We start from the raw sequence: 23,464 nt of genomic DNA, 5'->3' as shown, positions 1-23,464 counted from the left end.
ACGTCAAACCAGGGAAGTACACCCCAGGCGGGAAAGTCGGGCTGGATTCGATACTCCCCGCTGCGGCCCGAGCCGCAGCATCTGCCGCCCGTTGGCACGCGCGTCGCATGACGACGCGCCCCGCGGCAGTGCCCGGCCTCAGGCTTAGCGCGCTTTGACAGCGTGCGGTGTGTGGACGCCGTGCTTTGAAGCCGTGTTCGCAGGTGCCCTATGGCCGCCGGCCCCGTGTTTCGGGCCCAAGCGCCTCTTCAGGCAATTCTCCCCGCCATCGTTCCCGCTCCAGCGTGCTCGTGACAACACAACAAGGCGCGGCCTGCCGTCGTTCCCGCCCTCGCGACTGACAACCGCGAGGCGCCGCCAGCAGAGCCGCCTGGAGTCGTTCATGAAACGCATGCTGTTCAATGCGACGCAGCAGGAGGAGCTGCGCGTCGCCATCGTTGATGGGCAAAAGCTCATCGACATCGACATCGAGACAGCCGGGCGCGAACAGCGCAAAGGCAATATCTACAAAGGTGTCATCACCCGTATCGAGCCGTCGCTCGAAGCGTGCTTCGTCAACTACGGCGAAGACCGCCACGGCTTCCTGCCGTTCAAGGAAGTCGCCCGCCAGTACTTCAAGGAAGGCATCGACATGCGCTCCGCGCGCATCCAGGATGCCCTGCGCGAAGGCCAGGAACTGATCGTCCAGGTCGAGAAGGAAGAGCGCGGCAACAAGGGCGCCGCCCTCACCACGTTCATCTCGCTCGCCGGCCGCTATCTGGTTCTGATGCCGAACAATCCGCGCGGCGGCGGCGTGTCGCGCCGGATCGAAGGCGACGAGCGTCAGGAACTGCGCGAAACGATGGCGCAACTGCAGATCCCGGACGGCATGAGCATGATCGCCCGTACCGCGGGCATCGGCCGCAGCGCCGAGGAACTGCAGTGGGACCTGAACTACCTGCTGCAACTGTGGCGCGCGATCGAAGCGGCGTCGCAAAGCGGCAACGCCGGCCAGCCGATGCTGATCTACCTGGAATCGAGCCTCGTGATCCGCGCGATCCGGGACTATTTCCAGCCCGACATCGGCGAAATCCTGATCGATACGAACGAAATCCACGATCAGGCCCGCGCATTCATGGACATCGTGATGCCGGACAACGTCGCGAAGGTGAAGCGCTACCACGACGACGTGCCGCTGTTCTCCCGCTTCCAGATCGAGCACCAGATCGAGACCGCGTACTCGCGCACGGTGCCGCTGCCGTCGGGCGGCGCGATCGTGATCGACCACACCGAAGCGCTCGTCGCGATCGACGTGAACTCGGCGCGCGCGACCAAGGGCGCGGACATCGAGGAAACCGCCACCCGCACGAACCTCGAAGCAGCCGACGAAGTCGCCCGCCAGCTCCGCCTGCGCGACCTCGGCGGCCTGATCGTGATCGATTTCATCGACATGGAATCGGCGAAGAGCCAGCGCGAAGTCGAGCAGCGCCTGAAAGACGCGCTCAAGCATGACCGCGCGCGCGTCCAGATGGGCAAGATCTCCCGTTTCGGCCTGATGGAACTGTCGCGCCAGCGCCTGCGTCCGGCCCTGTCGGAAGGCAGCCATGTGACCTGCCCGCGCTGTAACGGCACCGGTCACATCCGCGATACCGAATCGTCCGCGCTGCAGGTCCTGCGGATCATTCAGGAAGAAGCGATGAAGGAAAACACCGCGGCGATCCACTGCCAGGTGCCGGTCGAGGTGACCGCCTTCCTGCTCAACGAAAAGCGTCAGGAAATCAACAAGATCGAGTCGCGCTTCAAGGTCGGCATCGTGCTGATCCCGAACAAGCACCTCGATACGCCGCACTACAAGCTCGAGCGCCTGCGCCACGACGACGCACGTCTCGACGACCCGCGCGCGTCCTGGAAGATGGCCGAGGAAGCAGCCCGCGAACTCGAGTCGGAAACCGGCTACAGCAAGCGCGCGGCGGAAGTGAAGCCGAAGCAGGAAGCCGCGGTCAAGGGCATCACGCCCGAGCGTCCGGCCCCGAGCCCGGCACCGCAGCGCCCGGTCGAACCCGTTGCAGCGCCCGCGCCTGTCGCGCCGGCAACCGGCGGCTTCATCGGCTGGCTGAAGGGTCTGTTCGGCGTATCGCCGGCGCCCGCACCCGCACCGGTTGCTCCGGCCCCGGCGAAGGAGCAGGCAGCCCGTCCGGCTCGCGGCGAACGCGCCGAGAAGTCCGAGCAACGCGGCGAACGCGGCGGCGATCGCAACCGCAACCGTCGCGGCGGCGCCCAGCAGGCGCAAGGCGGCCGCGACCAGGTCGCGGCAGGCCGTGGCCAGTCGCAACGCCAGGAGCGTGAAGGCAAGGAAGTGCGCGAACCGCGTGAGGCTCGTGAGCCGCGTGAAGGCCGCGAACCGCGCGAGGGTCGTGAACCCCGTGAAGGCCGCGAGAACCGCGAAGGTCGCGAGGGCCGTAGCCCGCGCGAAGGCCGCGAGCCGCGTGAAAGCCGTGAGCCGCGCGAACCGCGTGAGAATCGCGAACCGCGTGAACCGCGCGAGCGTGTCGAGCAGCCGGAAGGCGTCGAAGCAGCCGGTCGTGGCGAGCGCCAGGAACGTCGCGAGCGCCGCAAGCCGACTCAGCATGCGGCAACGCTGGAAACCGTCACCCGTGGCGAAACCCATCCGGAACCGGAAGCCGACAAGGCCGTCGCAGAAGCCCTGCCCGGCGCCGAACTGGCAGCCGACGCGGAAGCCGGCGCGCGTGATGGCGAGGAACGTCGCCGTCGCCGTCGCGGCCGCCGCGGCGGTCGTCGCGAGCGCGAGGAAGACGGCGCAGCCGTCGACCACGCCGAGCAAGGCGCAGAGGGCGAAGTGACGGTGCAAGCCGTGACGCCGGAAGCACCGGCTGCTGCCGAACCGGCCCACACGGCCGCACCGGCAGTCGTCGTGGCAGCCGCCGCGGCAAGCGCCGTCGTCGCCGAAGCCGTGGTCGAGCACCATGCCGAACCGGCAGCACCGGCCGCTGTCGAGCCGCAGCCGGCACCGGTACACGTCGAAGCAGCGCCGGTCGAAGCAGCAGTGGTCGCCCAGGCAGCAGAACCGGCACCGGTCGCACCGGCCGTCGATACGGAAGCCGGTCCGGCTCCGGTCGCGGTTTCGCCGACCGACGCGTTCGAAGTGCCGGCCGCGCCTGTCGCCGTCGAGGCGCCTCAGCCGGCCCCCGTCGAGCAAGCTGCACCGGCCGTGACGACCGAAGCCGCTCCGGTGGTTGCGGAGCCGGCCCACGTCGAAGCGGCGCCGGTCGAGGCCGTTGCCGCACCGGCACCCGCACCGGCTCCGGCCCCCGCCCAACCGGCAGCCGCGCCCGCTTCGGCGAGCCTGGATACCGTGCTGGAGCAGGCCGGTCTCGTCTGGGTGAACACGGACGCCGACAAGTTTGCCGCTGCGCAGGAAGCCGCGTCGCGCCTCCCGCGTCCGGCTCGCGTGCCGCGCGAACGCAAGGCACTGCCGCCGGTCGATACGGCACCGATGCAGCAGGTCGAAACGACGCATCACTGATCGACGCATCGTCCAACCAGGAAAAGCCCGCCTCCGGCGGGCTTTTTCATGTCCGCGCTGCGGGTTTCCGCCCACCGGACCGACCTGCCGCTTGCGGCTAAAATAGAGGTCTGGTCCGCACTTCTTTCAACATGTCCCGACGCATCATTCCTCTCGCCGACGTCAGCGGGATGCCGGACGTCTCCGGCGTCGCGCACGCCCCGGACGGCACGCTGGCCGACACGTTCGCCAGGCCGCTGCGCGACCTGCGCATTTCGGTGACGGATCGCTGCAACTTCCGCTGCGTGTACTGCATGCCGCGCGCCGTCTTCGACAAGGACTACCCGTTCCTGCCGCACAGCGCGCTGCTCACGCACGAGGAAATCGAACGCGTGGCGCGACTCTTTGTCGCACACGGCGTCGAGAAGATCCGTATCACCGGTGGCGAGCCGCTGCTGCGCAAGAATCTCGAATTCCTGATCGAGCGCCTTGCCCGCCTGACCACGCATGACGGCCGCCCGCTGGACCTGACACTCACGACCAACGGTTCGCTGCTCGCACGCAAGGCGCGCGCGCTGAAGGACGCCGGGCTCACGCGCGTGACGGTCAGCCTCGACGCGCTCGACGATACGTTGTTCAAGCGGATGAACGATGCCGAGTTCGCGAGCGCCGACGTGCTCGACGGCATCTTCGCGGCCCAGGCCGCGTGCCTCGCGCCGGTCAAGGTCAACATGGTCGTGAAGCGCGGCACCAACGACAGCGAGATCCTGCCGATGGCCGAGCGTTTCCGCGGTACCGGCGTGATCCTGCGTTTCATCGAATACATGGACGTCGGCACGTCGAACGGCTGGAACATGACCGAGGTGCTGCCATCGGCCGACGTCATCGCACGGATCGCCGAACACTTCCCGCTCGTGCCGCTCGATCCGCATACGGCGGCCGAAACCGCGCAGCGCTGGGGCTATGCGGACGGCGGCGGCGAGATCGGCGTGATTTCGAGCGTCACACAGGCCTTCTGCGGCGACTGCACGCGCGCAAGGCTGTCGACCGAAGGCAAGCTGTACCTGTGCCTGTTCGCGTCGGCGGGCCACGACCTGCGCGCGCTCGTGCGCGGCGGCGCGAGCGACGCCGAGATCGCGACCGCGATCGCCCGCATCTGGCAGGCCCGCACCGACCGTTATTCGCAGCTGCGCGGCAGCGCGTCGGCCGACGCCGTGCCCGACGGCGCCGGCAAGCGGGTCGAGATGTCGTATATCGGCGGCTGACGCACGCCGCCCTTCCCGCCCTCTTGCCATGCCCGCTTCCGCCTATCCCTCGATCGCCGGCCTGCTGCTCGCAGGCGGGCGCGCCACACGCATGGACGGCGTCGACAAGGGCCTGCAGTTGCTCGACGGCACGCCGCTCGCGCTGCACGCGCTGCGCCGGCTCTCGCCGCAGGTCGACGAGACGCTGATCAGTGCGAATCGCCATGCCGATCGCTATGCCGAACTCGGTGCGCCATTCGATGCGCGCATCGTCGCGGACGAAACACCCGACTTCCCCGGCCCGCTCGCGGGACTGCTCGCCGGCATGCGGGCGGCACGCGCGCCGCTCGTAGCGTGCTCGCCATGCGATACCCCCTATCTGCCGGCCGACCTCGTCGCACGGTTGCAGGCGGCGTTGGACGCGCAGCAGGCCGACATCGCCATGGCGGTGACCGTCGACGAACAACTAGTGCGCTCGCCGCAGCCGACGTTCGCGCTGCTGCGCACGTCGCTGGCCGACGATCTCGCCGCCCGGCTCGCCGCCGGCGACCGCAAGGTGCGTGCGTGGTACGCACGCCACAAGACGGTCGAAGTCGAGTTTCACGACGAGCGTGCGTTTTACAATGCCAACTCCTGGCAGGAACTCGCCGCGCTGGCCCGCCGCTGACGGCACCCGTGCGGTTCCCCGCCCGCCGCACGCGAAACCCGCGCCCAGGCACCCTCCTCGCGCCACCGGCCACGAACCCGATACGCCTTGCGGCGCAGTCCGACTGATGATCACGCAATCCTCGCCCGCCCCCCGAACCGCACCCGATTCCGATGCCCCGCTGTCGCTCGCCGACGCGCAGGCGCTCGCGTGCCGCTTCGCGGTGCCGGTCGACGCGTGTGATACGGTGACGCTGCGCGATGCGCTCGACCGCGTGCTCGCGGCCGACGTGAACGCGCCGTTCGACATTCCCGCGTACGACAACTCGGCGATGGATGGCTATGCGTTCGACGGCAGCACAGGCTCGCACGCATCGCCGCAAGCCGACGTCACACTGACGGTCGTCGGCACTGCGCTCGCCGGCCATCCGTTCGACGGCGCCGTGGCGGCCGGATCATGCGTGCGCATCATGACGGGCGCGCCGATGCCGGCCGGCTGCGACACGGTGATTCCGCAGGAACGCGTGCGCATCGACGGCGACACGGTCCACTTCGCCGCACACGACATCGCACGCGGCGCGAACTGCCGCAAGGCCGGTGAGGATCTTGCGCGCGGCGCCTGCGCGCTTGCCGCCGGCCGCACCCTGCGGCCGTCCGATCTCGGCCTGCTGGCGTCGTTCGGTGTCACCGAGGTTTCGGTGCGCCGGCGCGTGCGCGTCGCTGTGTTCTCCACCGGCGACGAACTGCGCGAGCCCGGCGAGACGCTCGGCCCCGGCACCCTGTACGACAGCAATCGCGGGATGCTGATCGCGATGCTCGAAAGGCTGCATGTCGACGCGGTCGATCTCGGGATCGTCCGCGACGACCCGGCCGCCCTCGAAGCCGCGTTGCGCGGCGCGGTCGCCGCGCAGGCCGACGCGGTGATCACGTCGGGCGGCGTATCGGTCGGCGAAGCCGACTTCACGCGCGACGTCATGGCACGGCTCGGCGACGTGACGTTCGCGAGCCTCGCGCTGCGCCCCGGCCGGCCGCTCGCGTGCGGCACGCTCTCGCATGCGGCCGGCGGCACCGGTCAGACGCTGTTCTTCGGGCTGCCCGGCAACCCGGTCGCATCTGCCGTGACGTTCCATGCGATCGTGCGCCCCGCGCTGATGACGCTGGCCGGCGCGCAGGCCCAGCCGCCGGCGATGTATACGGCACTCAGCACGCAACCGCTGAAGACGCGCCCGGGCCGTACCGACTACCTGCGCGGCATCGCGACGCGCGCCGCCGACGGCCGCTGGCACGTCGCACCGGCCGGCTCGCAGAGTTCCGCATCGCTGAGCGGCCTCTCGGCCGCCAACTGTTTCATCGTCCTGGGCCACGATACCGCGGCAGTCGACGCGGGCACCCCGGTCGACATCCTGCCGCTCGACGGCCTGATCTGAATTCCACTATCGGTATATCTCTACGGGGGCAATCCGCACATGAAGAAACAAATTTCGTCGATCGCCGCGGGGCAGACCGCAAAGGCGCTGATCCTCGTCTACCTGACGTTCAGCGTGCCGATCGTGCTGCTCGGCATTCTCGTCGCGTACGTCCGCTACGGGATGGTCGAACTGAGCACGATCCTGAGCGCGCTGCTGCTGAACGCCATCCTCGGCTTCGTGCTGCTGTGGATCGCGTGCCACGCGTACAACTGGGTCGCATCGCGCTTCGGCGGCATCGAGATCGTGCTGTCCGACCCGCCGGAAGAAGCGTGAACGGCACGCCGCTGATCCGCGCGGCCCAGGCACGCGACGTCGGCGCGATCCTCGCGCTGATGCGCGAGCTGGCCGAGTTCGAGAAACTTGCGCACCTGTTCGTCGCGACCGAGGCCGATCTCGCCGACGCGCTGTTCGGCGAGCAGCCTGCCGCCGAGGCACGGGTGGCCGAGCACGACGGCGCGATCGTCGCGTATGCGCTGTTCTTCCACAATTATTCGACGTTCCTCGGCCGTCGCGGCCTCTATCTCGAGGACCTGTACGTGCAGCCGTCGCAGCGCGGCACGGGACTCGGCACCGCGATGCTGCGTCACCTCGCGGCCTTGGCCGTCGAGCGCCGTTGCGGACGCTTCGAATGGTCGGTCCTCGACTGGAACCAGCCGGCGATCGATTTCTACGAAAAGATGGGCGCAACCGTGCTGCCCGACTGGCGCATCGTTCGCGTCACGGACGACGCACTGGATACGCTCGCCGGGCATTGACCACGAGCTGGCTACGCCGGCAATCGCTTCAAAGGAAAACGGGCGCCGCGGCGCCCGTTTTTGCTTTCCGGCCGATGTCGGCCATGTGCGTCATGCGTCACGCGTCGTCCGCATCGGCACCGTCGCCCCCTTCCGCACCAAGCAGCCCTGCCGCCGTATCGCCCGGCAGCGCCTCGACCTGCTTCAGCTTGCGGCCCATCACGCGCGTGCGCTGCTCGGCGGCCTCGATCGAGCGCGTGACCGTTTCGAGCTGCGACTTCGTGCGCGCGAGCACATCGCCGAACTTGCCGAACTCCGTCTTCACCGCCCCGAGCACCTGCCACACCTCGCTCGAGCGTTGCTCGATCGCGAGCGTTCGGAAACCCATCTGCAGGCTGTTCAACAGTGCGGTGAGCGTCGTCGGGCCGGCGACCGTCACGCGATAGTCGCGCTGCAGCAGGTCGGTCAGCCCCGGGCGACGCAGGATCTCCGCATAGAGCCCTTCGGTCGGCAGGAACAGCAGCGCGAAATCGGTCGTGTGCGGCGGGGCGACGTACTTCTCGGCGATCGTGCGCGCCTCCAGCCGCACGCGCGCTTCGAGCGCGCGGGCCGCTTCCTCGACCGCCACCGCATCGGCACGCTCCTGCGCGTCGATCAGCCGCTCGTAGTCTTCGCGCGGGAATTTCGCGTCGATCGGCAGCCACACGGGCGGCGCGTCACGCGTGCCGGCCTCGCGCCCCGGCAGCCGGATCGCGAACTCGACGCGCTCGCTGCTCTTCGGCACCGTCGCGACGTTCTTCGCGTACTGCTCGGGCGTCAGCATCTGTTCGAGCAGCGCCTCGAGCTGCACTTCGCCCCAGGTGCCGCGCGTCTTCACGTTGGTCAGCACCTTCTTCAGGTCGCCAACGCCCGCCGCGAGCGTCTGCATCTCGCCGAGCCCGCGATGCACCTGCTCGAGCCGGTCCGACACGAGCTTGAACGATTCGCCGAGCCGCTGCTCGAGCGTTGCGTGCAGTTTCTCGTCGACGGTGCGGCGCATCTCCTCGAGCTTCGCCGCGTTGTTCGTCTCGATTTCCTTCAGCCGCTGTTCGAGCGTCGCGCGCACCTCGCCGATCCGGCGGTCGTTCGCTTCGGTCAGTTGCGTGAGCTGCCGGTTCAACGTGTCGCCGAACAGCCTGAGCGCGCCCGTCTGCTCCTCGCGCGCCTGCTGCGCCTGGCGCTGCACGCTTTCGCGCATCGCGTCGAACTGCTGCGCATTGCCGGCGACGAGCTTGCCGAGCTGCTGTGCAAAACCCTCGATCTGGTTGTTCTGTACCGTCGCGACGCTCGTCAGTTGTGCGGCGAGCGTCTGCTGAAGCTGCGCGAAGCTGCCGGCCAGCTCGGTGCGCGAACCGCGCGCGTTCTCGACGATCTCGCCGCGCAATTCTCGTTCGAGCCGCTCGACCGCGCGCGCCTGAGCATGCGCGGCGTCCTCGATCTGGTCGCCGAGTATCGTCGCATCGTCGTGGCGGCCACCGCCGCGCACGAGCGCGACGATCGCCACCGCAAGCGCGACGGCCAGCACGACGACCGCCCCAAGCAACAACGTCATCGTCATGCGCGCGACTTCCCGATCACGTCAGGGTTGATCGGATTCGGCGGCTGCCCTGCGCGCGGCCCTTCGCCCAGCGCGGCGATCAGGTTGTCGGCGGCAAGGTTCGCCATCGCTCGGCGCGTTTTTTCGGTCGCGCTCGCGATATGCGGCGTCAGCACGACGTTCGGCACCTCGAGCAGCGCCGGATGGACCGTCGGCTCGCCTTCGTACACATCGAGGCCGGCCGCGGCGATCGTCCCGTCGCGCAGCGCGACGGCCAGCGCCGCGTCGTCGACGATCCCGCCGCGCGCGATATTGGTCAGCGTCGCGGTGCGCTTCATCTTCGCGAGCTCGGCCGCGCCGATCGTGTGATGGTTTTCCTTCGTGTACGGCAGCACGAGCACGACGTGATCGGCGCGGGCGAGCAGCGCGTCCTTCGACACGTATTCGGCATTCAGCTCGGCCTCGATCTCGGGCGCGACCCGCGACCGGTTGTGATAGATCACCTGCATCCCGAAGCCGCGCGCGCGGCGCGCGAGTGCCTGGCCGATGCGCCCCATGCCGATGACGCCGAGCGTCGAGCCGTAGATGTCGCTGCCGAGGAAACCGTCGTACACCCACTTCTGCCAGTGGCCGGCGCGCAGCCAGTGCTCGGATTCGGCGATCCGGCGGGCCGCGGCCATCATCAGCGCCCAGCCGAAATCGGCGGTCGACTCGTTCAGCACGTCGGGCGTGTTGGTGCCGAGCACGTTCGCCGCGTTGAACGCGGCCATGTCGAAATTGTTGTAGCCGACCGCCATGTTCGCCACGACGCGCAGGCGCGGCGCCGCCGCGAGCTCGGCCGCGCCGACCGGATCGCCGGCCGTCAGCGCGCCATCCTTGTCGGCCAGACGCGCGGCGAGCGCGTCGGGCGCGAGTGCGTCGCCGTTGTTCCAGTCGACGTCGAAATACTGCTTGAGCCGCTCGATCACGTCCGGAAAGATCGGACGCGCGACCAGGATCTTCTGCATCGCCATCTCCACATGCCGCGAGCGGATCGCTGCGCGCCGTGCGCCGCAGGGACCACCGCTCCAGGGTTGAAAATCGTCAGCTTACGCCGTGAAGAAGATCCACGACGTGAGCAGGAATACCGGTATCAGCACGACCAGCGCCCAGCCGAGATACGCGAAGAAGCTCGGCATCTTCACGCCGCGCGATTCGGCGATCGCCTTCACCATGAAATTCGGCGCGTTGCCGATATAGCTGTTCGCGCCCATGAACACCGCGCCCGCGGAAATCGCGGCGAGCGTCGAAGCGCCGGCCGTCATCAGCGACTGCGCATCGCCGCCCGCGAGGTTGAAGAACACGAGATAGGTCGGTGCGTTGTCGAGGAACGACGACAGGATGCCCGTCGCCCAGAAGTACATCGCGTCGATCGGCTTGCCGTCCGGCCCCGTGACGAGATGGACGATCTGCGCGAATGCGCCGTCGGCACCGGCGCGCAGGATCACGATCACCGGCGCGATCGTCACGAAGATCCCCGCGAACAGCTTCGCGACTTCCTCGATCGGCGCCCAGTTGAACGCGTTGCCCTCGCGCGCAGAGCGTGGCGTCAGCGCGAGCGACGCGAGCGTCACGCCCACGAGCGCGACGTCGCGCACGAGATTCTGCAATGCGACGTGCGTACCCCACACATCGAACGTGATGCCCGGCTTCCACACGCCGCTCATCAGTACCAGGCCGATCACGGCCGCGAGCAGCACGAAATTGATCTTGCCGTCGATCGACAGCCGGTCGCTGTCGGGCGTCGGGTCGAGCACGGCCGGCCGCTCCTCTCCACCCTTCCGGTAGAAGTACGTATCGAGCGCGAAGAACAGCGTCAGCAGCACCACGCAGATGAACAGCATCGGCAATGCGAGGTGCGTGGTCGTCCAGAAGAAGCTCACGCCATTCAGGAAACCGAGAAACAGCGGCGGATCGCCGAGCGGCGACAGCGAACCGCCCGCGTTCGCGACGAGGAAGATGAAGAAGATCACGACGTGCACGACATGCTTGCGGTTGTCGTTGGCGCGCAGCAGCGGCCGGATCAGCAGCATCGCGGCACCGGTCGTGCCCATCACGCTCGCGAGCAGCGTGCCGAGCGCGAGGATCGCGGTGTTCAGCTTCGGCGTGCCGTGCAGGTTGCCGTTCACGCAGATGCCGCCCGCGACCGTATAGAGCGCGGTGAGCAGCACGATGAAGGGGATATATTCCTCGAGCAGCGCATGCACGAGCGTGCCGAACGCGGTGCCCGCGCCGAATGCGAACGCGAACGGGACCAGGAACACGACCGCCCACCCGGCCGCAATCTTGCCGAAGTGGTGATGCCAGAACACGGGGGCGACGAGCGGGAACAGTGCGATGGACAGCAGGATCCCGGCAAACGGGATGCCCCAGAGAGCGGACAGCGTGGCACCGTCGAGCGTTGCGGCCGAGGCAAGCGCGGGGGCGGCGCCAAGCGCGATCCCCGACGCCATGCCCGCCCAGGCGGCATGTCGTTTCATGCAGAACTTCCTTGTTCGAGTGGTAGTGGATGCAGCGGGCGCGTCATGCGCCCCGTACGACGATCACGTGAACGCGGTACGGGCCGTGCGCGCCCAGCACGATGGTCTGCTCGATATCGCCCGTGCGCGACGGGCCCGATACGAAGTTGACCGCGCGCGGCAATTCGCCACGCTCCGAGCGGATCAGCGCAAAGGCGTCTTCATGACCGGCGACGATCCGCGACGCGGGAACGATTGCGATATGTGTTTCCGGCAGCAGGCCGGCCGACGCATAGGTGTCGGGGCCGGACAGCAGCACCAGCGAGCCCGTTTCGGCGGTCGCGCAAAAGCAGCCGGTGAGGCCGACCAGATCGCCATCGCGCGGCTTGCGGCATTCGACCGACAGGCCTGCGCCCGCCCAGTCGAAATCGGCCAGCGTGCGCCACGCGACGGCCTGCGTCGGCAGGCCATGAGCGCAAAGGTAGCGGGCCGCGGCGGCCGGTACGTCGGCAAGCGTCGCGACTTCGTCGACCGAGGTCGACAGGCGTGCCGCTTCGTCGACGAATGCAGCGACGAGATCGGCCGGCACCGGCGGGCGCGGGCCTTCCGGATGACGGGCGAGATAGTCGGCAACGCCGTCGCGCTCGGCCGCATCGGGTTCGGCCGCGCGCCCCTGCGCCGCGCGAATGCGCGCGAGGATCTGGCGACGGGCAGCGGAAGTGTCCATGAACGGTCCTCGTGACGTTGGCGGGCGATACCGTCGGATTATACCGACCGCCCCCGCCGCCACGCAGTTTTGGCCGTTCGGCCGACGCTTACTTCGACGCGTCTTCCTCGACCGGCTGCGCGATGCCGAACACCTGGCGCAGGTAGGCGAGATACGCCTTGTCGTCGCACATGCTCTTGCCCGGCGAATCCGACAGCTTCGCGACCGGCTGGCCGTTGCAGCGGACCATCTTGATCACGATCTGCAGCGGCACGTAGCCGAGATCGTTGGTGAGGTTCGTGCCGACGCCGAACGCGAGCTTGCAGCGGCCACGGAAACGTTCGTACAACTGCATGACCTTCGGGATATCGAGCGCGTCCGAGAACACGAGCACCTTGGTACGCGGGTCGCAACGGTTCGTCTCGTAATGGCGCAGCATCCGCTCGCCCCATTCGAACGGATCGCCCGAATCGTGGCGTGCGCCGTCGAACAGCTTGCAGAAGTACATGTCGAAGTCGTTCAGGAATGCATCCATCCCGTAGACGTCCGACAGCGCGATCCCGAGGTCGCCGCGGTATTCCTTCGCCCACATCTCGAAGCCGTAGATCTGCGAATCGCGCAACCGCGGGCCGAGCGCCTGGCAGGCCTGCAAGTACTCGTGCGCCATCGTGCCGAGCGGCGTGATGCCGTGCTTCATCGCATACAGCACGTTGCTCGTGCCCGCGAACTGCGGGCCGAGGCCGTCGCGCAGCGTGAGCGCGACCTCCTCGTGCCAGACCTTCGAGAAGCGCCGGCGCGTGCCGTAGTCGGCGATCTTGCAATCGGCGAATTCGGGCTTCGCACCGAGCAGCTTGATCTTCTCGCGCAGCCGCTCGCGGCCTTCGCGATAGTCGGGCTCGCGCTGGGTATTGCGGAAATACACTTCGTTGACGATCGCGAGCACCGGGATCTCGAACAGGATCGTGTGCAGCCACGGCCCCGTGATCTCGATGTCGATTTCACCATTGCCCTTCGGCGACGGCGTGATCGAGATGTACTTCTCGTTCAGGTGGAACAGCGCGAGGAAGTCGACGAAATCGCTCTTGATGAAACGCATCCGCCGCAGGTAGTCGAGTTCGACGTCGGAAAAACGCAGCGCGCACAGGCCGCGCACCTCGTCGCGGATCTCGTCGATGTACGGCACGAGATCGACGCCGGGCGTGCGGCACCGGAAACGGTATTCGACGCTTGCAGCGGGGAAGTGATGCAGGACGACCTGCATCATCGTGAACTTGTAGAGATCCGTGTCGAGCAGCGAAGTGATGATCATGATTGCGGCACCGCCAATATCGTGACAGGGCCTCGGCGCACCGCGCGCCGCCCGGTCTGCCGGCCATGTTACCCGAATGCGGGCCCGACCATCGTGAAACCGCCTGCCGCCCTGCTGCGGTCGCGTGCCCGTTCCTGCGTACGGAACACGCACTGCCGCTGGTGCGCCCCTTCGGCGCGCGCCGGAGGCGCCCCATAAACTAATCACGAAACGATATAAGCCGGATAGCCGACCACGCCATGCGGGTTTTGCGCTTCAGTTACAATGCCGGTTTTGGCGCAAACGCCACCCCATATATACCGCCAAGCAGGAGCGTTTTAATGACTCACGTTGTGACCGAAGGCTGCATCAAGTGCAAATACACGGATTGCGTGGATGTGTGCCCGGTGGATTGCTTCCGTGAAGGTCCCAACTTTCTCGCCATCGATCCGGACGAGTGCATCGACTGCGCCGTGTGCGTCGCCGAGTGCCCGACCAATGCGATCTATGCCGAAGAAGACGTTCCGGGCGACCAGCAGCAGTTCACCGCGCTGAACGCCGAGCTGGCGAAGGACTGGCCGTCGATCACGAAGACCAAGCCGGCACCCGCCGACGCGGACGAGTGGAAGGACGTGCAGGACAAGCTGCACCTGCTCGAGCGCTGATCGCGCAGCGGCCGCAAAAAATTTTGTGCGCCGCGGCTCAAAAGTATTGACGACCTGATCAACGCTCCATATAATCTCGTTTCTCTGCTGTTGTTGTTTGTTCCCCGATAGCTCAGTCGGTAGAGCGCCGGACTGTTAATCCGTAGGTCCCTGGTTCGAGCCCAGGTCGGGGAGCCAAAAACGCAAAGGCCCGTTGAAAGTGGACGGGCTTTTTGCTGGTAGACAAACAAGCATGCAGATGTACCGATTTATTCCCCGATAGCTCAGTCGGTAGAGCGCCGGACTGTTAATCCGTAGGTCCCTGGTTCGAGCCCAGGTCGGGGAGCCAAATAGCGAAAGGCCCGTCATTCGACGGGCCTTTTGTTTTTCCGGACCGCCATTCGGCTTTCATCGCCAGGCCCGTGCACATGCTAGAGTCTCTGTCCCGCATTCGCATCCGGTTCCATCGATGAAGCACCGCCTCCTGAGCTCAGCCCCCTTCGCCCTCCTGCTTTCCGCGTTCGCCGCGGCACCGCTCGCGCACGCGGAGGAAGTCGGCAGCGTCAACACCCACTTCCGCGTCACGGGCTCCGATCGCGTGGTCGTCGAGGCGTACGACGATCCGGTCGTGAACGGCGTGACCTGCTACGTGTCGCGCGCCCGCACCGGCGGGATCAAGGGCACGCTCGGCGTCGCCGAGGATCCGAGCGAAGCGTCGATCGCATGCCGGCAAGTCGGCCCGATCAGCTTCAAGGAGCCGCTCAAGCAGCAGACCGACGTGTTCAGCGAGCGCATGTCGTTCATCTTCAAGACCCTGCACGTCGTGCGCGTGGTCGACACCAAGCGCAACACGATCGTCTACCTGACCTACAGCGACCGCATCGTCAGCGGCAGCCCGAAGAACGCCGTCACCGCGGTACCGATGCCGGCCGGCACGACGATTCCGGTCAAGTAAAGCCCGCGCCTGCCGGGCGCGCGAGCGATACACTGCCAATTCGACCGCTTCCGCGCCCGATCATGTCCGCCACCCGCCTTCCCGACTCCGCACGCTACTGGCGCACGCCGCTGCTGCCGGACGCGGACCTCCTCACGGCCACCTATCGCGATCACGCTTTCGCCCCCCACTGGCACGACGCGTACACGATCCCCGTGATTCTCGAAGGTGCGGAGCGCTTCACCTATCGCGGCAGCGGCTATGTCGCCGAAACCGGCTCCGTGCCCGTCATCAATCCCGGCGAGGTGCATACGGGGTCGCGCGCGGCCGATGAAGGCTGGTGCTATCGCGTCAGCTACATACCGGTCGAATTCATTCACGAACTCACCCGTGCGATCGCCGGCCGCCCACAGGATGCACCGTGGTTTGCACCCGGCGTGATTCGCGACGCCGATCTTGCGGCCCGGCTCACGCTGGCGCACCGGATGATGGAGGCCGGCAGCGCGCGCGCACTGCCCCTGCAGACGCACGGGCAGCCGGCTCATGATCCGGCGAGCGGCGAGCGCATCTACGATCCGCTCGCCGCCGAAACGGCGACGCTCGACGCGTTGTCGACGCTGATCGTGCGCCATGCCGACGCACTGCCGCGACCGGCTCCGCTCGCAGCGGACGAACCGCGCGTCGACGTGATGCGCGAGCGTCTCGCCGCCGATCTCGTGTGCCCGGTGACGCTCGACGAGGTCGCGCGGGCAGCCGGCCTGTCGCCGTTCCACGCGGCGCGCCTGTTCACCCGCACGACCGGCATGCCGCCGCATGCGTGGCGCAACCAGTTGCGCTTGCAGCGCGCGCTGGCGCCGCTGCGCGCGGGCGTGCCCGTCGCCGACGTCGCGGCGGCCAGCGGCTTCGTCGACCAAAGCCACTTCACACGACATTTCAAACGCATGTTCGGCGTGCCGCCCGGGCACTGGCAGGCGAGCTGACGCACAGCGTCCGGCCCGCCACCGCGATACCGCTCCATCCCGGAAGCGCAAGAACATACAAGCGGGCACATCCCGTGCTCGCTATCCTCCAGTTCATGGAGGAGCCCCTTTTGAAACCGATACCCGCAGCGCCTGCCCGCCGCGCATTGAACGAATGGCTCGACGGTGCACGCGACACGATCCCGATGATGATCGGCGCCGCCCCGTTCGGCGTGATTTTCGGCACGCTCGTTGGCGGCGGCCCGCTGGCCGCATGGCATGGCGCGCTGATGTCGCTCGCCGTGTTCGCGGGCTCCGCGCAGTTCATCGCGCTCGGCCTGATCGCGGGCAGCGCGAGCTTCGTCGTCGTGCTCGCGACCACGCTGATCGTGAACCTGCGCCACCTGCTGTACAGCGCAACGCTCGCGCCCTATGTCGCACACCTGCCGCTGCGCTGGCGTGCGACGCTCGGCGCGCTGATGACCGACGAGGTGTTCGCGGTCGCCTATGCGCACTACCGGCATTTCCCGCCGGGCACGATCGGCCCCCACTACTTCTTCGGCTCGGGGCTCGCGATGTACCTGAACTGGCAGGTCTGGACACTCGCCGGCATCGGCTTCGGCGCGGCATTTCCCGGTCTGCAGTCGCTCGGTCTCGATTTCGCGATGGCGGCGACCTTCATCGCGATCGTCGTCCCGCAACTCGGCACGCTGCGCTATTTCGCGGCAGCCGTGACAGCCGGCACGCTCGCGTACTTCTGGCAGGGCTGGCCGTACAAGCTCGGGCTGCTTGGCGCGGTCGCCGCCGGCGTCGCGGTCGGCGTCGCGCTCACGCTGCGGCACGAACGCACGCGCACCGGCTCGCGCACGGAGGCTGCATCGTGAGCTACGCGCTGCTGATTCTCGGGATGGCCGTCATCACCTACGCGATCCGCTCGACGCTGTTCCTTTTCGGCGAACGGCTGGCCTTCCCGCCGCTCGTGCGAACCGCACTCGGCTTCGTGCCCGTCACCGTGCTGACCGCGATCATCGTGCCGATGGTCGTTTCGCCGCACGGCGGCACGGCCGAGCTGACCTGGCGCAATCCACAGCTCGTCGGCGCGCTCGCTGCCGTGCTCGTGTCGGCCGCCACCCGCCGCCCGCTCGTGACGATCGCAGTTGGGCTTGCGGTGTTCTTTTTCTGGCAAGGGATCGTGCTGCCCCACTGGCTGCCGGCCTGAGCACACGCTCGGTCGCGTGCGCTCAAGTTTCCGCCCGGCGCGCCGATATAGGGAATGAAGACCCGCCACCGGCCTCGGCGCGCACCGGTCAGTCGACGCTGCGCCCGTCCCGGTGCGCCGTGCCGGCCGCCGGCTTGCACGGGCCGCCATCGAGACGATTCATGGGCCAGATCACCCTTTCCCTCAAGGACGACACGCTCGAGTCCCTACGCAAGGACTACGACGCTTTCGTCCGCGTGTCGCTGAAACTCGACCCGCAGTTCGCGACGCCGTCGTTCGAGGATTTCCTGCGCGCCAAGCTGCTCGACAACATGGTGCCGCTGACCGAGCACGCGGTGCAGCGAATGCTGCAGGGCGGCCAGTACGCGTGGGCGAAACGCACGCTCGACAAGGAATTTCCGGACGTCGTCGCGATCCTGATGCGACAGGCCGGCGAATTCGGCTTCGGCTTCGCATCGCGCTCCGAATGGACCCCCGACGAACTCGCGAAGGCATGCCGCGACTGGGCGAAAGCGATCGTCGCCGAAGCGCAGGCCGAGCCGTCACTGATCGATCCGCTCGCCTCGCAGATCAAGGGGGCGGCGCAAGACATCCAGACGCTCGAGGAATTGATGCAGACGCCTGCGTGGCGGCTCGCGGAATCGCTGCGACAACGGGTCTACGAGGCCAAGCTCGCATGCGAGATGAGCGTCGGCAGCACCGCGCGCGACAAGCTCGGCGAACTGCGCGGGCTGCTGCGGCTCGGGCTCGCGCACGGCTCGTTCCAGAAGCAGGAAGCGCAGCAGATCATGGAGTACCTGCGGCTGCTGAAGCCGGAAATCTTCGTCGAGGAGCCGTACGACGTCTTCGCCCGCCTCGCCGCGTGGCTGCGCAGCGTATTCACCCCGGCTGCCGCGCGGCCGGCGCAGGGTCAGGGACAAGGGCAAAGCCAACGGCGGCCGTAACGGCGCGCCTGTTCGCATCGCTGGATGAAAGCGGCCCGGTTCGCGCAACGCGAACCGGGCCGTCGGATGGCCGCCGTCGCGACGCCCCGTCGACGACGAGCGTCGCGCGGCGCCGGCCATCGCTTACTGCGTGGCGCCCTGGGCAGATGCACCACCCTCCGCGCCGACCGACGCGCCGCCTTCGGTTGCTTCGCCGGCCTTCTCCTTGGCCGAGCCGACATGGCTCTTGGCCGACTTCGCGGCATGCTTCGTGTGCTTCTTGGCCGAGTGGACGGCCGACGACGTCGACTCCTTCGCACCATCGGCCGCCGCGCCGACCGCATCGGTTGCGCCGCCGACCGCATTGCCCGACGCGTTCGCGCCCGCACCGCCCTGCACGCCGGCACCGGCACCGGCACCCGCCGCCGGCGTCTGCGCCTGTACGCCGGCACCGGCGGCGCCCTGCACCGCCGTACCCGTCTGGGCAAATGCGGCCGAAGTGGCGAACGCCGTCAACGCGGCACCGATCAGCATCGTACGAATCTTGGACATGGCAATTCTCCTCAGGAAGTTGTGAGCCCGAACCGCAGCGATGCGGTCCGTCGCGTCCCCGCCGCAACACGCAGCAGGTACGACAGAAGACCCGCGGCCCGCGCGGCCGGTTCTCCAATCTCTCAGACTGTTACCCACCGTTTCATTTGCTGACGAATGGCTCACACTCCCTCACAACTGCAGGCGGCGGCCGGCCGCGCTCGCGCGCCGGCCCGCGGTGCCGTATGATGCGAGGCGATTCCTCCCGCGCTTTGCGCACCTTCTTCGTCATGCCCAATCTGGATTTCACGCTGACCGGCGAATACGTCGAGCTGCACAACCTTCTCAAGATCACCGGCCTCGCGGACAGCGGCGGCACCGCGAAGCTGATCGTCGCGTCCGGCGCGGTGAAAGTCGACGGCGCGGTCGAGCTGCGCAAGACCTGCAAGATCCGTGCGGGCCAGGTCGTCCTGCTCGGCGACACGCGCATTGCCGTGCGCGAAGCCTAGGCCCGACGGTTCCCCCTGCCTGCGACATGGCCATCGGCGCGCGCGTTCGACACCGTTCGAATAAAGCCGTAAGCTAACCGTCTCTCAAAATAAATACATATAGCGCGGGCCCGCACCCGCGCGAGCGCCCAATCCATGTCGCATTCCGGTCTTACGCGGACGGCCGCCGCGCCGCCGTCCCTGTCCAGTCATGCCGCCGATACCGCGCGCCTTGCCGCGCCGCTCGCGATCGCGCAGCTCTCGCAGATGGCGATGAGCGTCACCGACACAGTGCTGCTCGGCTCGCTCGGCCCCGATTCGCTCGCGGCGGGCGGCCTCGGCGCGAACTTCTTCTTCGTCATCGTGACTGTGCTGCAAGGCGTGCTGTCGTCGGTCAGCGTCAGCGTCGCGCACGCGCGCGGCGCCAAGGCCGACGAGCGCGTCCCGCACATCTACTGGACCGGCTTCGCGCTGTCCGTGCTGCTCGCGATTCCGGCCATCGTCGCGCTGTCGCTGTCCGAACCGATCCTGCTGATGTTCCACGAGCCGCCGCTGCTCGCCCATCACGTCGGCGAATACACCGGCATCCTGCGCTTCGCCGCGCTCGGCAGCCTGATCGGCGTCGGGCTGATGCGCGCGTTCCTGCCGGCAATCGGTGCGGCGCGCCGGCTGCTGTGGGTGTCGATCGGCGGCGTCGGCGTGAACGGCGTGCTGAACTACGGGCTGATCCACGGCGCGTTCGGGCTGCCGCGCCTCGGCTTTCTCGGTTCGGCCGTCGCGACGACGATCACGATCTGGCTGACCGCATTCGCCCTGATCTGGCTGCTGCACGGCCGCCAGCGCTTCCGCCATTTCGTCACGGCCGCACGCCCGAAGCTGCCGATGATGGGCGAACTGATCGGCATCGGCTGGCCCGTGGCGATCACGTACGGGGTCGAGTCGACGCTGTTCCTCGCCACCGGCCTGACGATCGGCGTGCTCGGCGCGACGTCGCTGGCCGCACACCAGATCGCGCTGAACGTCGCGTCGGTGGCATTCATGGTGCCGCTCGCGATCGGCCAGGCCGCCAACGTGCGGGTCGGTTACTGGGTCGGCGCGGGGGCGCCCGTCGCCGCGCGGCATGCCGGCTTCGTCGCGCTCGGCCTCGGTGTCGCGTTCATGACGCTGTCGGGCATCGTGCTGATCGTCGCGCCGCATGCGATCGTCGGCCTGTACCTGAACCTCGACGATCCGGCCAACGCGGCCACCGTGTCGCTCGCCGCGTCGCTGCTCGGCATCGCCGCAGTGTTCCAGATCGTCGACGGCGCGCAGACCGTCGGATCCGGCGCGCTGCGCGGCCTGAAGGACACGCGCATCCCGATGCTCGCGGCGACCCTCGGCTACTGGGGTATCGGCTTTCCGACCGGCTACTGGTTCGCATTCCACGTGGGCCTCGGTGCCCGCGGCCTCTGGTGGGGCCTCGCGGCCGGCCTCGCGAGCGTGGCCGTGCTGATGGCGTGGCGCTTCCATCTGAAGAGCGCGTCGCTCGTGACGTCGCCGCACTGAACGCGACAAGACGCAAAATCCGGGCCGGCGCTATGCTAGTCGGCTGAAGATCTCAAGACGCCGCGCAAGCGGCGCGACTGCCTCACGATACGTCTGATTACGTCTGATGCCGCGCGGCCGCGCGCGGCCTTTCCCCTTTCCTGGAGGAGTGGATCATGAACGAAGCAGTTCGGATGGAACGCGATACGTTCGGCGAAATCGCCGTGCCGGCCGACCGGCTCTGGGGCGCGCAGACCGAGCGCTCGCTGCAGAATTTCCGGATCTCGACCGAGAAGCAGTCGCCCGAGCTGATCCACGCGCTCGCGATCGTCAAGCGCGCCGCGGCGGCCGTGAACCAGTCGCTCGGCGTGCTGGCCGACGACAAGGCGCGCGCGATCATCGACGCGGCCGACGAGATCATCGCCGGCAAGCATCCGCGCGAATTCCCGCTCGCCGTGTGGCAGACGGGTTCCGGCACGCAGACCAACATGAACCTCAACGAGGTGATCGCGAATCGCGCGAGCGAACTGATGGGCGGCGAGCGCGGCGAAGCGCGCAAGGTTCATCCGAACGACGACGTGAACCGCGGCCAGTCGTCGAACGACGTCTTCCCGACTGCCATGCACGTCGCGGCCGCTTACGCGATCGTCAACCACCTGCTGCCGGCGCTGCGCACGCTGCGCACGACGCTCGATGCGAAGTCGAAGGCGTTCGCCGACATCGTGAAGATCGGCCGCACGCACCTGCAGGACGCGACGCCGCTCACGCTCGGCCAGGAGTTTTCCGGTTACGTCGCGCAACTCGACCAGGGCATCCGTCACGTCGAATCGGCGCTGCCGCACCTGTATGAACTCGCGCTCGGCGGCACGGCGGTCGGCACCGGGCTGAACGCGCATCCGGAGTTCGCGGTGCGCGTCGCCGATGAAATCGGCCGGCTCGCGAAGCTGCCGTTCGTGACGGCGCCGAGCAAGTTCGAGGTAATGGCCGCGGCCGACGCGCTGGTATTCGCGCACGGCGCACTGAAGACGGTTGCAGCCGGCCTGATGAAGATCGCGAACGACGTCCGCTGGCTCGCAAGCGGGCCGCGCTGCGGGCTCGGCGAACTGTCGATTCCGGAGAACGAGCCGGGCAGCTCGATCATGCCGGGCAAGGTGAACCCGACGCAGTCCGAAGCCGTGACGATGCTGTGCTGCCAGGTGTTCGGCAACGACGTCGCGGTCAACGTCGGCGGCGCGAGCGGCAATTTCGAGCTGAACGTGTTCCGGCCGATGATCGCGCACAACGTGCTGCAGTCGGTACGGCTGCTCGCTGACGGCGCGCAGAGCTTCAACGACCACTGCGCGGTGGGCATCGAGCCGAACCGCTCGCGGATCGACCTGCTGCTGAACGAATCGCTGATGCTGGTGACGGCGCTCAATCCGCACATCGGCTACGACAAGTCGGCGCAAATCGCGAAGAAGGCGCACAAGGATGGCACGACGCTGAAGGCGGCCGCGCTCGCGCTCGGCTACCTGACCGAGGCGGAATTCGATGCGTGGGTACGTCCCGAGCAGATGATCGGATCGCAGTAACGGCAGAAACGGCAGGAAGAGGCAGGATGACGGGCGCGGCGCGATGCGCGGCGCCCGCAGCGGTCAGACCGCGCCCTTCGCGACCTCTTCCGGTTTCATCTCGACGATCTTGTCGAGCGCGGCCCGCACGTCGGCCGCATATTTCGCGAGCACCTTCTGCTCGTCGGTCTCGGGCACGAACGGCGGCACCGGCACCGGGTTCCCGTTCTCGTCGACTGCGACGAACACGACGAGGCAATCGGTCGTCTGGCGCAGCATGCCGCCCTTCGGATCGCCGGCATGCACGGACACGTGGATGTGCATGCTGGTGCGGCCCGTCGCGACGACGCGCGCCTTCAGCTCGACCAGATTGCCGACCATGATCGGACGCTGGAAACGGATGTTGCCGACGCTGACCGTCACGCAATAGCGGCTCGACCAGACGGCCGCGCACGCATAGGCCACCTCGTCGATCCACTTCATCAGCGCGCCGCCATGCACCTTGCCGCCGAAGTTCACGGACGACGGCTCGGCGAGGAAGCGGAATACGGTTTCGGTGCGGTCGAGCGCGGCCGGTACGGGGGACGGTTGGGACATCTTGTTGGCTCCAGGCGGCAGGGGCGCTGTAATCGGGCCATTATACGTTGCACTGCGGCAACGCGTCGCGGAGCGCCCCGTGTGGCGCGGCTGGCGGGGATTGGCCCGGCGCGCGCACGGCCGCACCGGTCAGCGGCGCACCGTAATGCCCTGGTCGATCGTTCCGTACATCTCGATGCTGCCGCCGCGCTCGCCGGCCGCGCCCGCACCGCCCTGCGCACAGGCCGCGCAGACGAGCGCGGCCGCCAGCAAACAGAAAATCTTCTTCATCGTTGCGTCGTATCACGTGCGGCCGCCCGCTGCGGCCGCTTTCGGCCATTCTACGCGCGCGCCGCAAGCGGCCGCGGCCCGGTTCCGCCGCCTCGACGATGCCCGCGCCACTGCATCCGACATTTCAATCACAAGCGAAACATCGAATGCGCGCGCCCACTAC

General features: G+C 67.8%; 23 protein-coding genes and 2 tRNA genes. 17 read left to right on the top strand and 8 right to left on the bottom strand.

All coding sequences use genetic code 11. From position 1 onward, the window contains the following. Positions 1-382 precede the first annotated feature (382 nt). The 6 genes from LXE91_RS10425 to LXE91_RS10400 all read left to right on the top strand — a co-directional run bounded on the left by LXE91_RS10425 (position 383) and on the right by LXE91_RS10400 (position 7,615). Positions 383-3,523: an Rne/Rng family ribonuclease gene (locus tag LXE91_RS10425; RefSeq protein WP_039348435.1), complete on the top strand. Its 3,141-nt coding sequence runs from the start codon at positions 383-385 to the stop codon at positions 3,521-3,523. 131 nt (positions 3,524-3,654) lie between these two features. After that, entirely contained in the window at positions 3,655-4,767 is a 1,113-nt protein-coding gene (gene moaA / locus LXE91_RS10420; protein ID WP_039348437.1) for a GTP 3',8-cyclase MoaA, read from the top strand. Positions 4,768-4,795: 28 nt separating this feature from the next. Then, entirely contained in the window at positions 4,796-5,413 is a 618-nt protein-coding gene (mobA, locus tag LXE91_RS10415) for a molybdenum cofactor guanylyltransferase MobA (protein ID WP_039348438.1), read from the top strand. A 106-nt stretch (positions 5,414-5,519) separates the two neighbouring features. Beyond that, a complete protein-coding gene (moeA, locus tag LXE91_RS10410; protein ID WP_039348439.1) occupies positions 5,520-6,818 on the top strand; it encodes a molybdopterin molybdotransferase MoeA in 1,299 nt (432 codons plus the stop codon). A 39-nt stretch (positions 6,819-6,857) separates the two neighbouring features. Further along, entirely contained in the window at positions 6,858-7,133 is a 276-nt protein-coding gene (locus tag LXE91_RS10405) for a hypothetical protein (RefSeq protein ID WP_006401288.1), read from the top strand. Continuing rightward, positions 7,130-7,615: a GNAT family N-acetyltransferase gene (locus tag LXE91_RS10400; protein WP_039348442.1), complete on the top strand. Its 486-nt coding sequence runs from the start codon at positions 7,130-7,132 to the stop codon at positions 7,613-7,615. Before LXE91_RS10405 ends, LXE91_RS10400 begins: the two co-directional genes overlap by 4 nt. Positions 7,616-7,712: 97 nt before the next feature. On the opposite strand, the gene LXE91_RS10395 is transcribed toward LXE91_RS10400, so the two are convergent. From LXE91_RS10395 to pncB, 5 genes are all read right to left on the bottom strand, one after another. Next, positions 7,713-9,191, bottom strand: coding sequence for a DNA recombination protein RmuC (locus tag LXE91_RS10395; protein WP_039348444.1), 1,479 nt, complete (start codon positions 9,189-9,191; stop codon positions 7,713-7,715). After that, positions 9,188-10,177 (bottom strand): 2-hydroxyacid dehydrogenase, encoded by a 990-nt coding sequence (locus LXE91_RS10390; protein ID WP_039348470.1) that lies wholly within the window; start codon positions 10,175-10,177, stop codon positions 9,188-9,190. Before LXE91_RS10390 ends, LXE91_RS10395 begins: the two co-directional genes overlap by 4 nt. An 81-nt stretch (positions 10,178-10,258) precedes the next feature. Further along, a complete protein-coding gene (locus LXE91_RS10385) occupies positions 10,259-11,689 on the bottom strand; it encodes a sodium:proton antiporter (protein ID WP_039348446.1) in 1,431 nt (476 codons plus the stop codon). A 43-nt stretch (positions 11,690-11,732) separates the two neighbouring features. Then, positions 11,733-12,395 (bottom strand): LutC/YkgG family protein, encoded by a 663-nt coding sequence (locus tag LXE91_RS10380; protein WP_039348448.1) that lies wholly within the window; start codon positions 12,393-12,395, stop codon positions 11,733-11,735. Positions 12,396-12,483: 88 nt separating this feature from the next. Continuing rightward, on the bottom strand, positions 12,484-13,683 hold the full coding sequence (pncB, locus tag LXE91_RS10375; RefSeq protein ID WP_039348450.1) for a nicotinate phosphoribosyltransferase: 1,200 nt from the start codon (positions 13,681-13,683) through the stop codon (positions 12,484-12,486). 320 nt (positions 13,684-14,003) lie between these two features. Between pncB and fdxA the strand changes: the two genes are divergently transcribed. The 8 genes from fdxA (at position 14,004) to LXE91_RS10335 (ending at position 18,362) form a co-directional block, all read left to right on the top strand. Further along, the gene (gene fdxA / locus LXE91_RS10370; protein WP_011351384.1) at positions 14,004-14,327 is read left to right on the top strand and encodes a ferredoxin FdxA; all 324 of its coding nucleotides are present in this window, start codon (positions 14,004-14,006) and stop codon (positions 14,325-14,327) included. Between the two features lie 101 nt (positions 14,328-14,428). Then, positions 14,429-14,504, top strand: a tRNA-Asn gene (locus tag LXE91_RS10365). A gap of 75 nt (positions 14,505-14,579) precedes the next feature. Beyond that, a tRNA-Asn gene (locus LXE91_RS10360) sits at positions 14,580-14,655 on the top strand. Between the two features lie 120 nt (positions 14,656-14,775). Continuing rightward, positions 14,776-15,261, top strand: coding sequence for a CreA family protein (locus LXE91_RS10355; RefSeq protein ID WP_039348453.1), 486 nt, complete (start codon positions 14,776-14,778; stop codon positions 15,259-15,261). 62 nt (positions 15,262-15,323) lie between these two features. Next, entirely contained in the window at positions 15,324-16,220 is an 897-nt protein-coding gene (locus LXE91_RS10350; RefSeq protein ID WP_046196594.1) for an AraC family transcriptional regulator, read from the top strand. A gap of 185 nt (positions 16,221-16,405) precedes the next feature. Next, a complete protein-coding gene (locus LXE91_RS10345) occupies positions 16,406-17,083 on the top strand; it encodes an AzlC family ABC transporter permease (protein WP_371295851.1) in 678 nt (225 codons plus the stop codon). After that, complete coding sequence (locus tag LXE91_RS10340) at positions 17,080-17,418, top strand: AzlD domain-containing protein (RefSeq protein WP_039370901.1); 339 nt, start codon at positions 17,080-17,082, stop codon at positions 17,416-17,418. The genes LXE91_RS10345 and LXE91_RS10340 overlap by 4 nt, the downstream gene beginning before the upstream one ends. A gap of 161 nt (positions 17,419-17,579) precedes the next feature. Next, positions 17,580-18,362, top strand: coding sequence for a DUF4088 family protein (locus LXE91_RS10335; RefSeq protein WP_039370904.1), 783 nt, complete (start codon positions 17,580-17,582; stop codon positions 18,360-18,362). Positions 18,363-18,485: 123 nt separating this feature from the next. Here LXE91_RS10335 and LXE91_RS10330 read toward each other — a convergent pair whose 3' ends face one another. After that, positions 18,486-18,893 (bottom strand): hypothetical protein, encoded by a 408-nt coding sequence (locus tag LXE91_RS10330; protein ID WP_039370908.1) that lies wholly within the window; start codon positions 18,891-18,893, stop codon positions 18,486-18,488. A 269-nt stretch (positions 18,894-19,162) separates the two neighbouring features. On the opposite strand from LXE91_RS10330, the gene LXE91_RS10325 reads away from it, so the two are divergent. From LXE91_RS10325 to fumC, 3 genes are all read left to right on the top strand, one after another. Beyond that, positions 19,163-19,381, top strand: coding sequence for an RNA-binding S4 domain-containing protein (locus LXE91_RS10325; RefSeq protein ID WP_006486208.1), 219 nt, complete (start codon positions 19,163-19,165; stop codon positions 19,379-19,381). A 135-nt stretch (positions 19,382-19,516) separates the two neighbouring features. Next, complete coding sequence (norM, locus tag LXE91_RS10320; RefSeq protein ID WP_039370911.1) at positions 19,517-20,905, top strand: multidrug efflux MATE transporter NorM; 1,389 nt, start codon at positions 19,517-19,519, stop codon at positions 20,903-20,905. A 155-nt stretch (positions 20,906-21,060) separates the two neighbouring features. Then, positions 21,061-22,455 carry a class II fumarate hydratase gene (gene fumC, locus LXE91_RS10315; RefSeq protein WP_039370917.1) on the top strand — a complete coding sequence of 465 codons (1,395 nt, stop codon included), beginning with the start codon at positions 21,061-21,063 and terminating at the stop codon, positions 22,453-22,455. 63 nt (positions 22,456-22,518) lie between these two features. On the opposite strand, the gene LXE91_RS10310 is transcribed toward fumC, so the two are convergent. Both LXE91_RS10310 and LXE91_RS10305 read right to left on the bottom strand, forming a co-directional pair. Further along, positions 22,519-23,031, bottom strand: a complete 513-nt coding sequence (locus tag LXE91_RS10310) for an acyl-CoA thioesterase (RefSeq protein ID WP_039370920.1) — start codon at positions 23,029-23,031, stop codon at positions 22,519-22,521. A 129-nt stretch (positions 23,032-23,160) separates the two neighbouring features. After that, positions 23,161-23,301: a hypothetical protein gene (locus LXE91_RS10305; protein WP_172625588.1), complete on the bottom strand. Its 141-nt coding sequence runs from the start codon at positions 23,299-23,301 to the stop codon at positions 23,161-23,163. Between the last annotated feature and the right edge of the window lie 163 nt (positions 23,302-23,464).

The organism is Burkholderia contaminans, from assembly GCF_029633825.1.
GTDB lineage: Bacteria > Pseudomonadota > Gammaproteobacteria > Burkholderiales > Burkholderiaceae > Burkholderia > Burkholderia contaminans.
Note: the sequence above shows the minus strand (reverse complement) of the source record. Positions and strands in the feature narration are given on the sequence as shown.

Coding starts and splice junctions, on each gene's coding strand:
- LXE91_RS10425 (WP_039348435.1), top strand. CDS start 383: ATGAAACGCATGCTGTTCAATGCGACGCAGCAGGAGGAGCTGCGCGTC.
- moaA (WP_039348437.1), top strand. CDS start 3,655: ATGTCCCGACGCATCATTCCTCTCGCCGACGTCAGCGGGATGCCGGAC.
- mobA (WP_039348438.1), top strand. CDS start 4,796: ATGCCCGCTTCCGCCTATCCCTCGATCGCCGGCCTGCTGCTCGCAGGC.
- moeA (WP_039348439.1), top strand. CDS start 5,520: ATGATCACGCAATCCTCGCCCGCCCCCCGAACCGCACCCGATTCCGAT.
- LXE91_RS10405 (WP_006401288.1), top strand. CDS start 6,858: ATGAAGAAACAAATTTCGTCGATCGCCGCGGGGCAGACCGCAAAGGCG.
- LXE91_RS10395 (WP_039348444.1), bottom strand. CDS start 9,191: ATGACGATGACGTTGTTGCTTGGGGCGGTCGTCGTGCTGGCCGTCGCG.
- LXE91_RS10390 (WP_039348470.1), bottom strand. CDS start 10,177: ATGCAGAAGATCCTGGTCGCGCGTCCGATCTTTCCGGACGTGATCGAG.
- LXE91_RS10385 (WP_039348446.1), bottom strand. CDS start 11,689: ATGAAACGACATGCCGCCTGGGCGGGCATGGCGTCGGGGATCGCGCTT.
- LXE91_RS10380 (WP_039348448.1), bottom strand. CDS start 12,395: ATGGACACTTCCGCTGCCCGTCGCCAGATCCTCGCGCGCATTCGCGCG.
- pncB (WP_039348450.1), bottom strand. CDS start 13,683: ATGATCATCACTTCGCTGCTCGACACGGATCTCTACAAGTTCACGATG.
- fdxA (WP_011351384.1), top strand. CDS start 14,004: ATGACTCACGTTGTGACCGAAGGCTGCATCAAGTGCAAATACACGGAT.
- LXE91_RS10355 (WP_039348453.1), top strand. CDS start 14,776: ATGAAGCACCGCCTCCTGAGCTCAGCCCCCTTCGCCCTCCTGCTTTCC.
- LXE91_RS10350 (WP_046196594.1), top strand. CDS start 15,324: ATGTCCGCCACCCGCCTTCCCGACTCCGCACGCTACTGGCGCACGCCG.
- LXE91_RS10345 (WP_371295851.1), top strand. CDS start 16,406: ATGATGATCGGCGCCGCCCCGTTCGGCGTGATTTTCGGCACGCTCGTT.
- LXE91_RS10335 (WP_039370904.1), top strand. CDS start 17,580: ATGGGCCAGATCACCCTTTCCCTCAAGGACGACACGCTCGAGTCCCTA.
- LXE91_RS10330 (WP_039370908.1), bottom strand. CDS start 18,893: ATGTCCAAGATTCGTACGATGCTGATCGGTGCCGCGTTGACGGCGTTC.
- LXE91_RS10325 (WP_006486208.1), top strand. CDS start 19,163: ATGCCCAATCTGGATTTCACGCTGACCGGCGAATACGTCGAGCTGCAC.
- norM (WP_039370911.1), top strand. CDS start 19,517: ATGTCGCATTCCGGTCTTACGCGGACGGCCGCCGCGCCGCCGTCCCTG.
- fumC (WP_039370917.1), top strand. CDS start 21,061: ATGAACGAAGCAGTTCGGATGGAACGCGATACGTTCGGCGAAATCGCC.
- LXE91_RS10310 (WP_039370920.1), bottom strand. CDS start 23,031: ATGTCCCAACCGTCCCCCGTACCGGCCGCGCTCGACCGCACCGAAACC.
- LXE91_RS10305 (WP_172625588.1), bottom strand. CDS start 23,301: ATGAAGAAGATTTTCTGTTTGCTGGCGGCCGCGCTCGTCTGCGCGGCC.